This window comes from Salinicola sp. V024, assembly GCF_052645315.1.
In genome coordinates this window covers 49,092-61,824 of sequence record NZ_JBQXYB010000001.1, presented here as the reverse complement: position 1 = coordinate 61,824, position 12,733 = coordinate 49,092, and the positions used below count along the sequence as shown (strand labels likewise).

Genomic DNA, 12,733 nt, shown 5'->3' with positions numbered 1-12,733 from the left:
ACATCGGATGTGAGATGGAAGGTAGCGTGTTAAAGGTTGTCTGGCGAGCCGCGATCGATTTGACCACTACTGGCGACCATCCGATGAGTTCCATAAAATTGGCGACGTGCTGAGTGACAGAGAGTCGACCCGATCATGTAGCCACGCGCCGCGCCACACCATGACGCTGCCGATCGAGCAAGATCCGGATGACGATGAAACCGACCGCCAGCGCCGCGAATAGCCACCCGCTCACCAGTGTCCCCTTCAGCCCCCAGGTGCCAATGAACCAGCCACTGAAGGAGGACGAACAAACCGTGCCCAGATTGGCGGAAGAGACAAACAGGCTGGTGGCAAATTCCGGCGCCTCTTCCGCTGCCGAGGTCAGCCAGACCTGACAGACGACCAGCCCGCTGGTGTGCGCGGCCCCCCAAAGCACGCAAATCGGCAGCATCTCCACGACCGATGACGATCCCAACGTCATCAGCAACAGATAAGCGACCGATAGCGCAACCGGGTAGAGCAGCACGGTCAGCGCACGTCGACTCCCCAACAGACGCCCCGCCAACAGATTGCCGCCCACCCCACCGACACCGAAAACGACCAGCAGAAAACTGATGGTCTGACTCGAGAACTCGGTAATTCTGCCGAGATATTCCGCGGCATAGCTGTAGACCGAGAACATCGCGCCGAAGACTGCGACCGTGGCCGCGATGGAGAGCCAGACCCGGCGTTTGCGTAAAACGGCCAGCGCACCGGCGCCACTGGTGGATTCCCGGTGTGGTTGCGGCGGCAGCATGAACCACAGCCCGATCGCTGCGGCCAGGTTGACGATGGCGCAGAAGTAAAAAGATGCCTCGTAGGAGATCGTTGCCTCAATCCAGGTCGTCAACGGCACACCGATCACCAGGCCCATGCTGGTGCCCACCAGCGCCATCGAGGTGGCGTGGGTGGCCCGCTCCGGCGGATAGAGGGAAACGGCTGCGGCAAAGGCGGCGGAAAAGAATACCGGGTGCAGCAGCGCCGATGGCACCCGTAGCGCCATCAACACGCCGAAACTCGGTGCCCAGGCCGAGATCAGGCTGCACACGGCGAACCCCAGCAGCGAGCCGGTCAGGATCTTGCGGCGATCGTAACGTGAAAGCCACAACACCATCGCCGGGCCGCACACCGCCACGACCAAGGCGAAGAAACCCACCAGCCACCCGGCCAGAGCGACCGAGACGTCATAGCGTTGGATAATCGGCGGCAGCACACCGACGACACCGAACTCGACGGCGTAAAGCCCGAACAACCCCAGCGCGATGAAAAACAGCGAGCGTCCCGGGTGCATTAGCCACCTTCCGGGCACAGGCTCGATACCGGGGCGAACCACTGGAAAAACCTGACTGTCGTCGGGGTTATTAACATGTCGGCATTCCTGTCGAAGTGAAAGCCGCAGACCCTAACCGTTAGCCGACTTCAGAAAAAGACGGATGGATTTCCGCACACCCCGGACTATTCTGTCCGCAATTCATTTTCATGGCGTTGGCATATCGATGGACAGCATCCACGGCATCACGGTTTTCGTGCAGGTCGCCGAGGCTCGAAGCTTCGCCAAGGCCGGGCGGCAGCTCGGACTTTCGGCGTCGGCGGTTGGCAAGAGCATCGCTCGCCTTGAAGACAGGCTCGGCGGACGTCTGCTTCATCGCAGCACTCGCAGCATGACGCTCACCGCCGAGGGCGTGAGGTTCCTAGAGCGCAGTCGGCGGATCCTGGCCGAGATCGATGCCGCCCAGGCCGAGTTCGATGAGTTGCAACGGGCGCCGCGAGGGCGTCTGCGTCTGAGCTTACCGATCGCCGGTGCGCTGATGCTGCCGGTGTTGAGTGACTTCATGCACCGCTATCCGGAGATCGAGCTGGATCTGGATTTCACCGACCGGGTAGTGGATGTCATCGAGGAAGGATTCGACGCCGTCATCCGGGCGGCCAAACCCGTGGATTCCCGACTGACCGCGAGAAGACTGGGCAGCTTTCGTCTGATGCTGGTCGGCGCTCCCGAGTACTTTCGACGCCACGGCAAACCGGCCTCGGCCGCCGCCCTGGCCGACCATCACTGTCTTCATTATCGCTACTCGAGCTCTGGCAGGCTCGAGACGTGGCCATTATTCGAGGCAGACAGCGTTGCGCTGCCGACCTCAATGGTCTGTAACAATCTCGACGCTCATCTTCGCTTTACCCTCGACGGCCACGGCATCGCCTGTCTGCCAGACTTCGCGATTTGCAACGCGCTCGACGATGGCCGCCTGGAAAGCGTACTGACCGATACCGTCAGTCGCGACGGGGCTTTTTATGCTCTGTGGCCATCGAGCAAGCACCCCACACCGAAGACCCGTGCGCTGATCGACCATCTCAGCGAGCAGATGGCAATGCCAAATCATCAGACTCGCGCTTGAGCCGGGCCGAAGGCAGCGCCAGGACAGCCCCCGCGAAGTCGGCATCATTGACCTAGATTCCCGCCCACCAGTTGTATCCCCTGTCTTCCCAATAGCCGCCCTTGCCACCATGAATGTTCTTGAAGCTGTCGACGAGCTCCACCTGCATCACGTACTTGGCCTGCTTGTAACCCAGCTGGCGCTCCGCTCGCAGGCGCAGGGGCGCGCCGTTGGCTACCGGCAGCGCGGCATCGTTCAGCCCATAGGCGAGTATCGTCTGCGGATGATAGGCCTCGACCATGTCGAGACTCTCGTAATAGAGATCGCTACCGCCGTAGGTGTGCTCGGCACAGTGGAAGACCACGAATCTGGCCTGATCCCGCGGACGCACGCGATCGAGCAGGTCCGCCAGCGGCACGCCCGTCCACTGGCCGATGCAGCTCCAGCCCTCGACGCAGTCATGGCGGGTAATCTGAGTTCGCGACGGCATCGCGCTCAGCTCGGCCAGCGACAACGTCGTGGGCTGCTCGACCAGGCCGTCGATCGTCAATCGCCAGTCGGCGAAATCGTTCTCCACCCAGGCGCGATAATAGTCTTCCTGAGGATTGGTGGTGCCGTTGGGACGGAAGACCGGCGCGATCTGGCTCTTGTCGAACTCCTGCGCCAGCGCCTGCCGGGAGGCGATCAGCCGCTGCGCCTTGTAGGTCAGTTGCTCGACGCTACCCAGCGCGCGCTTCACCGAAGTGTTGCCGGCTATCCGGTCGCAACCCGCCAGCAGGCTTCCCGCCCCCAGCGCCGCCATGCCGGAGAGAAGCCGGCGTCTATTCCGGTTCGGCCCGGACGATTGTGGCTTACTCATGCGAATCCTCCCGATTCACCGGCCCAGCCGGCCTTTCAGTGATGCGATAGCGCCCTGTCACCATCGAGCGCAGGTTGTTGAAGACACCCGAGACCAGCACCAGGGCGATATGCACGAAGAAAAAACCCACCAGCGACAACGCGCAGATGAAATGCAGGGTTCTGGCGCTCTGCCGGCCGCCGAACAGCTCCGTCAGCAACGGCCAGGCCGCATTGATCGAGGGGGACATCGTCAACCCGGTGAGGATCATCATCGGTAACAGCACGAACAGCACCAGAACATAGGTGAGCTTCTGGATGCCGTTGTAGTCGGCTTCGTGATGAAAGCGGAACCGCGCGTGATCGACGATCGTCCTGGGTATGGCTCTCAGTTGTCGCCGCGTGGGAAAGATCGAGCCTCGCCGATGACGGCTGATCACGGTGTAAAGCAGGTACGCCACCACCGAAGGGGCAAAGATCCAGCCGGCGAGGAAATGCCAGTTTCTTCCCATCGTCAGCCACTTGTCCCCCGGCAGCGTCGCCCAACGCGGAAAGGCTCGTTGGCGCAGCTGTCCATTGTCATCGGAGAGCCCCAGCACGCCCGTGGTATCGAGCGTGTAGCCGGCGACTCGTACCACGCCCCGTTGTTCACCGTCGTTTCCGGCTTGGGCATGAATCGCGATGAAGGGATCGGAGAAACCGGACTGCTCTCCCCAGTACAGCGCCGGGTGCGCGTTGAATATCTGCAGGCCGCTCATCAGCAGCACGATGAGACAGAGGAAATTGGTCCAGTGCCACAGCCGAGTGCCCAGGCTATGGCGTTTGATCAACCGGGACGACTCCAATACTTCCGGCTCGGAGGCCGGCCTGGAACTGGAATCGGCGTTGGGCTTGGGATTGGGATTGGCGACGGGGCCGATACCGGATGGCATGATTCACCTCGCTGTCACGCAGACGGCATCCGGCGGCCGCGGCCGCCGGAAGGCCATGGCTCAATTATCGTGATCCATGCTGTCCTGACCCATGGCGTCGTCGTGGCTCATGCCGTCCTGGCCCATGGCGTCGTCGTGGCTCATGCCGTCCTGGCCCATGGCGTCGTCGTGGCTCATGCCGTCCTGGCTCATGGCGTCGTCGTGGCTCATGCCGTCCTGGCCTATGGCATCGTCGTGGCTCATGCCGTCCTGGCCCATGGCGTCATCGTGGCTCATGCCGTCCTGGCTCATGGCGTCGTCGTGCCCCATGCCGTCCTGGGACATGCTATCGGTCTGTGTTTCCTGAGCACTGGCGAGGCTCGTGAAGAACACGCCACCGCTCAACAACGTGGCACTCAATGCCAGCAGGAACTTCGATTTATTCGCGATCATGACCTTCTCCCTATCCCTTGTCGGTAGCCACCTCGGTAGCGAGGCGGTGATAGCAAGGTAATCGGGGATCTCGGGCCAATCATCACGAAACCATAACGTGCGATTCTCCCGTTCCAGGCGTGACATTCGCGTGATGACTCGGTCGGGCATCTCGGCTATGTTCGGTCCTTTGATCGCTCGGAGCCGCTCATGCCGCGCTCGGTACTCTGTGTGGAGGACGATCCCGATATCGGACGTCTGCTGAAGACCATACTGGCCGAGGCCGGCTACAAGGCCGATTGGGTCAGTACTGGCGAGGAGGCACTATCGCGCTGGACGGAGTCATCGATGGTGATTCTCGATCTGATGTTGCCGGGCATCGACGGCCTTCAGGTCTGCCGTGAGATCCGCCGGGAGGACGCCGCCATACCGCTGATCATGTTGACGGCGCTCGCCGGGACCCGGGAAGTGGTCGAAGGCCTGGAAATCGGCGCCGACGACTACATCACCAAGCCGTTCGATACCGACATTCTGGTGGCGAGGATCCACGCGTTGATGCGTCGCCGGGAAGCGGTCGATGCGCACAGGCGGTCCGACTCTCATCCCGTCGTCGTCATGGATCTGGAGGTCGACGCCACCCATCACCGCGCGACGCTGCATGGGCGCCCGCTCTCCCTGACCGCCAGAGAGTTCGCCCTGCTCGCGTTCTTTTCCCGCCACCCCGGCCGAGGCTTTTCCCGGGGAGAGCTGCTCGACGCCGTGTGGGGCGCGGAGTTCGACGGCTATGATCACACCGTCAACACGCATATCAACCGGCTGCGCAACAAGATCGAGGACGACCCCGCCCACCCGCGTTACATCCTAACCGTGTGGGGCATCGGCTACCGCTTTACCGACCTTCCGGCATCGGCGGCCGAGTGATCATGTGGCCACTTCTCAGAAGAGCCTATCGCAGTCTCTACGCACGCATCGTCTTCATCTATCTGGCCAGCATGATCGCGCTATCCGCGGCGACCGCGCTGATCGCTGTCGATCAATTCGACCAGCTGGGCCGCGAATGGCTGCAACGCTCCCAGATCAACATGGCGAGACAGTTGGCCCAGACCCTTCGAGCACCACTCAGCCAGGGTCTCGACGACGATCGGGTACATACCGCCATCCAGCAGATCATGACCATCAACCCGTCGCTATCGCTATACGTTCTCGATGAAAACGGCCGGGTGGTCGGTGCTTACAGCGAGGGTTCGTGCGGTCTGGGCGAACAGGTCGACCGGGGCGCCATCGCCGAACTGCTCTCGGAGATGCCGATGCTGCCGGTCTACGCGGACATGCCCTGCCAGGATGGCGAGGGCGTGTTTTCCGTAGCCCCGGTGGCCTACGGCCCCGAAGCCACACCGGGCTACCTGTTCGTTCGCTTGGAAGCCAATACCCAGGTTTCGATGGCCAATATCTGGGAGACCAGCGGCATCTCTCGCACGCTGCTAATCGCCACCAGCGTTGCCCTGCTGCTGACTCTGGTGGTGGGGCTTGCGCTGTTTGCGTTGCTGACCCGCCGGTTCACTCGGGTGACGCGCGCCGTGCGCCACTTCGCCCGCGGCGATTACCGTCAGCGCGTGCCCGACCGGATCGACGACGAGATCGGGCGCGTGGGCCGGGCTTTCAACGAGATGGCCGCCACCATCGAGGCGCAGGTGGAGGCGCTGCGTGACAACGACCGTCAGCGCCGGGAACTGGTCGCCAATCTCTCCCACGAATTCCGCACCCCGCTGACGTCGCTGTCCGGCTACACCCGACAACTGCTGCGCACCGCGACCTCGGCCGACAGCCGCGAAAATCTCGACGCCATCCGCCTGAATGTCGATCGACTGACACGCCTGGCCGCGCAGCTTTCGCAGATGTCCCACGCCAATATCTCTGATCGCGCGCTGAGCCTCGAGTCGTTCTCCTTTGCCGAATTGGCCAACGACATCGTCAGCAAATTTCGGCCCAGAGCCGAAGAGAACGACATCGTCCTCACGGTCGAGAACGAGGCAGCCATGGCCCAAGTGGCCGCGGATGTCGAGTTGATCGATCACGCCCTGACCAATCTGGTCGACAATGCCCTGTTCGCCACCAATGCCGGTGGACACGTCACGATCCGTATCCTCAACCTGGATGCCGACACCCTCAAGATCGGCGTTCGCGATACCGGTATCGGCATGAAACCCGAGGAGGTTGCGCTGGTATGCCAGCGCTTCTATCGCACCGCCCATAGCCGCGAGCGCGGTGACGGGACCGGCCTGGGTCTGGCGATCGTCTGCGACGTTCTGAAACGTCACGACTCGAAACTGACACTCGAAAGCAAGCCGGGCCGCGGCTCCTGCATCTGGTTCACGCTGCCGCTGGCGTCATAGACATTCCACGTTCTCGGGACCGCGCGGTGACACATGAGCGCCACTGCCAGCGCCTACAGGGACAGCCACGACCACGCCGGTTGCATCGATAACCGCCGGAACCATCACGCGAGATAACGGCGAAACCAGTCGATCGTCCGTGACCAGGCGAGTTCGGCGGCCTGTTCGTCGTAACGCGGCGTCGAATCGTTATGAAAGCCGTGATTGGCGCCCGCATAGATGTAGGCTTCGTAAACCTTGTCGTTCGCTTTCAATGCCGTCTCGTAGGCGGGCCAGCCTTCGTTGATACGGGTGTCCAGTTCGCCGTAATGGATCAGCAGCGGTGCCTGGATACGCGCCACATCCTCGGGATCCGGCTGACGACCGTAGAACGGCACGGCCGCGCCCAGTTCCGGGTATGCCACGGCAGCCGCATTGGCAACGCCACCGCCATAGCAGAAACCGGTGATGCCGACCTTGCCGGTGGTGGCGTCGTGTGCCATCAGAAATTCGATCGCCGCGAAAAAATCGTTCATCAGCTTTTCGGGATCGACCTGTTGCTGTAGTTCGCGCCCTTCGTCGTCATTGCCCGGATAACCACCGACGGAACTCAAGCCGTCGGGCGCCAGCGCGACGAACCCCGCCTTGGCGACGCGCCGTGCGACATCCTCGATATAAGGGTTGAGACCGCGGTTCTCGTGCGCGACCACCACGCCGGGCACGGGGCCGTTCACGTTGGTCGGGCGCACCAGATACCCTCGAACTTCGTCGTGTCCATTGGGTGAATGGATAGGTGATGTATTCAGGCAGGATGTCGGGATCGGTGAACGCTACCTGCTCGGCCAGCGCATAGTTCGGGCTCAAGGCGGCGAGCATGGAGACCGCCGCCACGCCGCCAACGATCAAGCCAGCCCGGTCGAGAAAATCTCGCCGCGTGATACGGCCATGCGCGTAATAGTCGTAGAGTTCGAGCAGTTCCGGGGGAAAGTCCTTCGCGGTGAGACGGCTCATCGGTTCGATCTCCGGTCGCGCCCCGGCACCGAATGGCGGGGTCAACCTAATCTGGCACAAATTCATGACGGCTTACAGTTTCCGGCGATTTCGACTTGGCTCGACATGATCATGGTGGGCTTCCATCCCGGCGCTAACCTGAAAGTATCTGCCAATTCCAGCCTGCCCGTGTCACGGAGCATTTCCAACGGCGACGCCAGCGGGAGTACGAAAAGCCGTCGTTCTGACCGGGCTGAACTCCCTTCGCCGTGGCGATGTCGCGTACCGTCTGGGCGGCCTGCACGTTGTCATAGTAATTCTGATCCTGGTAGCGCGGATCGTTATGCCGAAAATCGTCTTGCGGACACTCCTCCGCGCGCTTGACCTCGCCAGTCAGAAAACCCCCGCAATCGGTGAAAAAAGACTGACCCATGCCCATGCAACCTAGGCCAAGCGTCGATACCTCAAGTCCTTAATTGCCGAGCCTGCGTTTATGCAATGCCATGGTTGCTGTACTGAATGTCGAGAGGATGGATGGGGGGTTATCTTCAATCCATTGAGAAAGCGACAAGGCCACCATGAAGAGAAGGCCGCCGTGAAGATAAGATTTGCCATCCTCGGACACATGGCCAAACGCGAGCATTCCGTCTACTACGCACGTTCAGAAATTCATCGCCGGCGAGACGATGAACCGGCAGGGCCAGAAAAACCATCTTTAAAAGAACTCGGTCATTTGTAAATTTGAGTTACCGATTTTAATAACACTTGTCTTATTCATCAGCCCCTTACATAGAAAAGATCATGCCTCAGAACATTGCTCTTCTCCTTGATCGGCTCCAGAACCGCGAGGTGACATCGACTGGCAACGCTTGCTGGAAGACGTTATCGCTGCCTTCGATTGTGCTACCGGTACGCTGCATGTCCTGGACAGGCGCACGAACTTGCTCGCCTTGCAGGCACAACAAGGCATTCCGCCATTTTTACTGTCCAAGATGCAGACCATCCCCATCGGCAAAGGCATGGCGGGTATTGCCGCTGAACGCAGGCGACCTGTGGAAATGTGTAACTTGCAAACGGATCAATCCGGGGTGGCACGCCCCGCGGCAAAGGAAACCAAAGTGGAAGGCTCGATGGCGGCGCCAATGATCTTCGAGGGAAATCTATTCGGCACGCTCGGCATCGCCAAGCCTGTTCCTTACGATTTCACGCGAGAGGAGGCGCGCGACCTGATGAAGATAGGTGAAGCCATCAGTCGGCATCTATGTACCCACGCTGTGCCGGCTCGGGACACGCACACGACAGCAAACAACCGGGGCGGGCAGAATGAGGATGCTTCGGCATAACCGGTTCCTTGGCAACGAACCGCCACGAAGATGACGACCCGCCCAAAGATAAGGTATCCCGGTCTGGGATCCATGCCCCGACGCGCGCATGTCCGCCTACCCTCTTTCCGTCTACCCTACAGAGCAGTACAAATTGATCCGATCCTAAGGAGAGCGATATGGTCCTGCGTATTCTGTTTACCGGCGGCAGCGGCAAGGCGGGCCGACATGTCGTGCCCTATCTGCTGGAGCGCGGCCATCGGGTCGTCAACGTCGACCTGACGCCGCTGGACCATCCCGGCGTCGACAACCTCATCGCCGACGTGACCGACAGCGGTCAGATGTTCAATGCATTGAGCAGCTATGCCGACTTGGACGAACTGGAGCCGGGCAACGGTGTCCCGCACTTCGATGCCGTGGTGCATTTCGCCGCGATCCCGCGCATTCTCATCAAGCCGGACAACGAGACATTCCGCGTCAACACGCTTGGCACCTATAACGTCATTGAAGCCGCGGTAAAGCTCGGTATTCCCAAGATCGTCTTTGCCTCCTCCGAGACCACCTACGGCATCTGTTTTGCCGACGGTGTCGTCCAGCCCCAGGTGCTGCCGGTGGACGAGGAACATCCGACCGAGCCGATGGATAGCTATGGCACGTCCAAGGTCGTCAACGAGCGCACCGCACAGGCGTTCCAGAAGCGCTCAGGCTTCGACATCTACGGCCTGCGGATCGGCAATGTCATCGAGCCCCACGAATACGCGGAGAACTTCCCGGCCTACTTCGCCGATCCGTCGCTGCGGCGACGCAATGTGTTCTGCTACATCGATGCGCGTGATCTCGGCCAGATCGTCGACCGTTGCCTTGCGACCGACGGCCTGGGCTATCAGATCTTCAACGCCGGCAACGACGATAACTCCGTCAACCTGACGACCCGGGAGATCATCGAGCGCTTCTATCCCGAGGTACCTGTGAGCCGCGAACTGGGCGAACACGAGGCGCTGTACTCGAACCGCAAGATCCGCGACGTGCTCGGTTTCCGTGAAGCCTATACCTGGCGGCAATATATCGCCGACCCGCAAAGCGAATAGCGTGTAACGAGGCGTTCGCAGCGGGGATAACACGGGCGAGAGGTAAAGCGGTCTCGATGAGCTATCTTGTTCAGGTCACGATGATCTGCTCAGAATAGGTGCACGCCTCCCGAAGAAAGGAGCATTCCATGCCTGACCGAATCCTTGTCTTTTATGGATCCTACCGAGCCGACCGCGCCGGCATTCGGCTCGCCGACTATGCGGTTCGCACGCTTAACGAACAGGGCTTCGACGCCGAACTGATCGATGCGATGCAGATCGACCTGCCGATGCTGGACCGGATGTACAAGGAATACCCCAAGGGCGAGGCGCCGGCGGCGATGGAAACGCTAGCCGGCAAGATCCGCGAAGCGGACGGTTTCGTGTTCGTTGCCGGTGAATACAACTGGGGCGTCCAGCCAGGGCTCAAGAACCTGACCGACCACTTTCTGGAAGAGTGGTTCTGGCGCCCGGCCGGTATCATCAGCTATTCGGCCGGGCGTCTCGGCGGCGCCCACGCCAATCTGGTCTGGCACGGCACGCTGGCCGAGATGGGCATGGTGGTTATCTCCAGCACCGTCGCGGTCGGCCAGATCGGCAACACGCTGGATGAACATGGCACACCGCTCGGCGATACCGGCGCCTCGTTCGAACGCGCTTTCGGCCGGTTTGCCGATGATCTCGCGTGGTGGACTGAGGCAGGCAAACGTCAGCGCGCTCACCGCGACCCGCCGTTCTAATCCGCCCTTCTCTTAAGCCCTTCCGGCTTCATCTCGTCAGTGGAGGCTTGCCGAGGATCTCGCTGAACTCTCCCAGCGTCACGACCAGGCCTGTATATCGGTGAGTCGCGCGGTCCCCACTAAGCTTGGCGTGCTCATCGAGTTCCGCGATCACGCCATCGATTTCCGCGCTGCTACCTTTGAGACCAGCGGCGTGGTGACGAACTTTTTCGTCGACCAACGCCATGAATTCAGCCTCGGCCTCGGGATGGTCCTCGCCAGCTTCGGCTGGCGACAGGGCGCCGTGCACCTCGAATTCCGGCACGCCACGCGCGGCGAGATCCTGCGGCGACAGCGACGAGCGTTGCCGGCGCACAGCGTCGGAAAACCCTTTCTGCGGCGAATCGAACGGAAAATCGATCAGGTCGGGATCGGTCAACGACAACAGGTCGTAGATCAACTTTTCCCCCTCCTGCTGCTCGGGCTTCAGCCGGTGATAAAGATCGAACAGCTGGCGCGAAAGATGCGGCGTGAACAGGGGTTGATCCAGCTGCCGATACCAGTTGAGACCGTAGTGAAATCGGGCGCGTGTATTGATGTAGTGATGATCCAGGGCAATCGGATCGTCGACATCGACACCGACGCTGTCGAAGAAGCCGTAGAATTCGCGTTCGACTTTCTCCGCCTGCTCCCTGGACTCGAAGTGACGTGCGAGATTCTTCGCCCGTTTTTTGAGCGGCTGGATGTGATAGATGCCCGCCCGGAAGTTACCGCCGTGGACGTTGAAGGTGCTGGAAATATTCCGGTTCCGCATCGGCATGCGCACCGGCAGATAGGCGCCGAGCACACCCGACATCCAGGTCATCACGTTGTCGCGTCCCGAGTTTCTACCATTGCGGGAGGCGAAACCGTCGATCGGGAAATCGTAGTGACCCTGTATCTTGCGGACGACCTCGAAGTCTTCGCTGCGCTGCTGGTTGCTGTGGACTCGAACGCTGTCGGGGTTCAGGAACGGTCGCATCAGCGCGAAGTTCATGCGGCTATCGATCCCGCCGGAGAGACCGAGATTGAAGCGATAACCGTGGCTGACCAGCGCCTGAACCCGGCCCTGAACGTCCCGCACGTACTCCATCAGCCCTTCGGCATAATCCAGCCCTTGGCGATCGGCTCGCGTCGGCGACAGCGTCACTTGCGGCAAGCCGCCCGGTGCAATTTCCAGATGTCGACCGGCGGGAATGAAACGCACGCCGTCCACGAGGGTATTCAGTGACAGAGGCTGCCCGCCCCACAGCGACTGATTGCCGGCAAAGAACCCGAGTGTCGCGGCTTCGTGGAATCCGGGTGAAAAGCCGTCGTAGCGGAGCTGTCGCGTCAGCGCCAGCAGCGAGTTGGAGACTGCCCAGTAGGCCCGACCTCGGGAGGCATCGGAGAAGTAATAGACGGTGTCCTGGGCGAGATCGTCGGTCTTGATGACGACCCGTCCGCCTTCGTTTCTCACCAGAATGAAACGGCCCTCGGAAAACTCGCGGACATCCGCTGCCGGATGCCGACGCAAGTAATCGGCGAGGCCCTGACTACCCAGGAGCACGTCGCGTCGATGAAAAACGCTGCCCAGCAGAATATCCGGAATCTCCGAATGCTGGGTCGAGGTCAGTACAAACAATCCCTCGGGATACATGACTACTCCTGT

General features: G+C 61.0%; 13 protein-coding genes and 1 pseudogene. 6 read left to right on the top strand and 8 right to left on the bottom strand.

Translation table 11 applies throughout. From position 1 onward, the window contains the following. Positions 1 to 133: 133 nt before the first annotated feature. Positions 134 to 1,312 (bottom strand): MFS transporter, encoded by a 1,179-nt coding sequence (locus ACUN9V_RS00280; protein ID WP_075562503.1) that lies wholly within the window; start codon positions 1,310 to 1,312, stop codon positions 134 to 136. A gap of 205 nt (positions 1,313 to 1,517) precedes the next feature. Here ACUN9V_RS00280 and ACUN9V_RS00275 point away from each other — a divergent pair, with 205 nt between their 5' ends. Continuing rightward, positions 1,518 to 2,414, top strand: a complete 897-nt coding sequence (locus tag ACUN9V_RS00275) for a LysR family transcriptional regulator (RefSeq protein ID WP_445509902.1) — start codon at positions 1,518 to 1,520, stop codon at positions 2,412 to 2,414. Positions 2,415 to 2,466: 52 nt separating this feature from the next. On the opposite strand, the gene ACUN9V_RS00270 is transcribed toward ACUN9V_RS00275, so the two are convergent. From ACUN9V_RS00270 to ACUN9V_RS00260, 3 genes are read right to left on the bottom strand one after another with little or no spacing between them, the layout of a single operon-like run. Next, positions 2,467 to 3,252: a molybdopterin-binding protein gene (locus ACUN9V_RS00270; protein ID WP_445509901.1), complete on the bottom strand. Its 786-nt coding sequence runs from the start codon at positions 3,250 to 3,252 to the stop codon at positions 2,467 to 2,469. After that, positions 3,245 to 4,162, bottom strand: a complete 918-nt coding sequence (locus tag ACUN9V_RS00265; RefSeq protein WP_445509900.1) for a cytochrome b/b6 domain-containing protein — start codon at positions 4,160 to 4,162, stop codon at positions 3,245 to 3,247. Before ACUN9V_RS00265 ends, ACUN9V_RS00270 begins: the two co-directional genes overlap by 8 nt. Before the next feature lie 60 nt (positions 4,163 to 4,222). Then, on the bottom strand, positions 4,223 to 4,594 hold the full coding sequence (locus tag ACUN9V_RS00260; RefSeq protein WP_445509899.1) for a pentapeptide MXKDX repeat protein: 372 nt from the start codon (positions 4,592 to 4,594) through the stop codon (positions 4,223 to 4,225). Between the two features lie 189 nt (positions 4,595 to 4,783). On the opposite strand from ACUN9V_RS00260, the gene ACUN9V_RS00255 reads away from it, so the two are divergent. Further along, positions 4,784 to 5,494: a winged helix-turn-helix domain-containing protein gene (locus ACUN9V_RS00255; RefSeq protein ID WP_445509898.1), complete on the top strand. Its 711-nt coding sequence runs from the start codon at positions 4,784 to 4,786 to the stop codon at positions 5,492 to 5,494. 2 nt (positions 5,495 to 5,496) lie between these two features. Beyond that, on the top strand, positions 5,497 to 6,966 hold the full coding sequence (locus ACUN9V_RS00250) for an ATP-binding protein (protein ID WP_445509897.1): 1,470 nt from the start codon (positions 5,497 to 5,499) through the stop codon (positions 6,964 to 6,966). Between the two features lie 104 nt (positions 6,967 to 7,070). Here the strand turns inward: ACUN9V_RS00250 and ACUN9V_RS00245 are convergent, their stop codons facing one another. From ACUN9V_RS00245 to ACUN9V_RS00235, 3 genes and pseudogenes are all read right to left on the bottom strand, one after another. Then, a complete protein-coding gene (locus ACUN9V_RS00245) occupies positions 7,071 to 7,694 on the bottom strand; it encodes a dienelactone hydrolase family protein (protein WP_445509896.1) in 624 nt (207 codons plus the stop codon). A 205-nt stretch (positions 7,695 to 7,899) separates the two neighbouring features. Then, a pseudogene (locus ACUN9V_RS00240) lies at positions 7,900 to 7,956 on the bottom strand (hypothetical protein); the annotation flags it as partial. A gap of 133 nt (positions 7,957 to 8,089) precedes the next feature. Further along, positions 8,090 to 8,368, bottom strand: coding sequence for a hypothetical protein (locus tag ACUN9V_RS00235; protein ID WP_445509895.1), 279 nt, complete (start codon positions 8,366 to 8,368; stop codon positions 8,090 to 8,092). A gap of 436 nt (positions 8,369 to 8,804) precedes the next feature. On the opposite strand from ACUN9V_RS00235, the gene ACUN9V_RS00230 reads away from it, so the two are divergent. The 3 genes from ACUN9V_RS00230 (at position 8,805) to ACUN9V_RS00220 (ending at position 11,064) form a co-directional block, all read left to right on the top strand. Beyond that, positions 8,805 to 9,278, top strand: coding sequence for a GAF domain-containing protein (locus ACUN9V_RS00230; RefSeq protein WP_445509894.1), 474 nt, complete (start codon positions 8,805 to 8,807; stop codon positions 9,276 to 9,278). A gap of 158 nt (positions 9,279 to 9,436) precedes the next feature. Next, complete coding sequence (locus ACUN9V_RS00225) at positions 9,437 to 10,345, top strand: NAD-dependent epimerase/dehydratase family protein (RefSeq protein WP_445509893.1); 909 nt, start codon at positions 9,437 to 9,439, stop codon at positions 10,343 to 10,345. A gap of 128 nt (positions 10,346 to 10,473) precedes the next feature. Then, positions 10,474 to 11,064, top strand: coding sequence for an NADPH-dependent FMN reductase (locus ACUN9V_RS00220; protein ID WP_445509892.1), 591 nt, complete (start codon positions 10,474 to 10,476; stop codon positions 11,062 to 11,064). Positions 11,065 to 11,092: 28 nt separating this feature from the next. On the opposite strand, the gene ACUN9V_RS00215 is transcribed toward ACUN9V_RS00220, so the two are convergent. Next, positions 11,093 to 12,721, bottom strand: coding sequence for a hypothetical protein (locus tag ACUN9V_RS00215; protein WP_445509891.1), 1,629 nt, complete (start codon positions 12,719 to 12,721; stop codon positions 11,093 to 11,095). Positions 12,722 to 12,733: the final 12 nt, after the last annotated feature.

What these genes read in the sequence shown, in the direction of transcription:
- ACUN9V_RS00280 (WP_075562503.1), bottom strand. Translation starts at nt 1,312, where the DNA reads ATGCACCCGGGACGCTCGCTGTTTTTCATCGCGCTGGGGTTGTTCGGG.
- ACUN9V_RS00275 (WP_445509902.1), top strand. Translation starts at nt 1,518, where the DNA reads ATGGACAGCATCCACGGCATCACGGTTTTCGTGCAGGTCGCCGAGGCT.
- ACUN9V_RS00270 (WP_445509901.1), bottom strand. Translation starts at nt 3,252, where the DNA reads ATGAGTAAGCCACAATCGTCCGGGCCGAACCGGAATAGACGCCGGCTT.
- ACUN9V_RS00265 (WP_445509900.1), bottom strand. Translation starts at nt 4,162, where the DNA reads ATGCCATCCGGTATCGGCCCCGTCGCCAATCCCAATCCCAAGCCCAAC.
- ACUN9V_RS00260 (WP_445509899.1), bottom strand. Translation starts at nt 4,594, where the DNA reads ATGATCGCGAATAAATCGAAGTTCCTGCTGGCATTGAGTGCCACGTTG.
- ACUN9V_RS00255 (WP_445509898.1), top strand. Translation starts at nt 4,784, where the DNA reads ATGCCGCGCTCGGTACTCTGTGTGGAGGACGATCCCGATATCGGACGT.
- ACUN9V_RS00250 (WP_445509897.1), top strand. Translation starts at nt 5,497, where the DNA reads ATGTGGCCACTTCTCAGAAGAGCCTATCGCAGTCTCTACGCACGCATC.
- ACUN9V_RS00235 (WP_445509895.1), bottom strand. Translation starts at nt 8,368, where the DNA reads ATGGGTCAGTCTTTTTTCACCGATTGCGGGGGTTTTCTGACTGGCGAG.
- ACUN9V_RS00225 (WP_445509893.1), top strand. Translation starts at nt 9,437, where the DNA reads ATGGTCCTGCGTATTCTGTTTACCGGCGGCAGCGGCAAGGCGGGCCGA.
- ACUN9V_RS00220 (WP_445509892.1), top strand. Translation starts at nt 10,474, where the DNA reads ATGCCTGACCGAATCCTTGTCTTTTATGGATCCTACCGAGCCGACCGC.
- ACUN9V_RS00215 (WP_445509891.1), bottom strand. Translation starts at nt 12,721, where the DNA reads ATGTATCCCGAGGGATTGTTTGTACTGACCTCGACCCAGCATTCGGAG.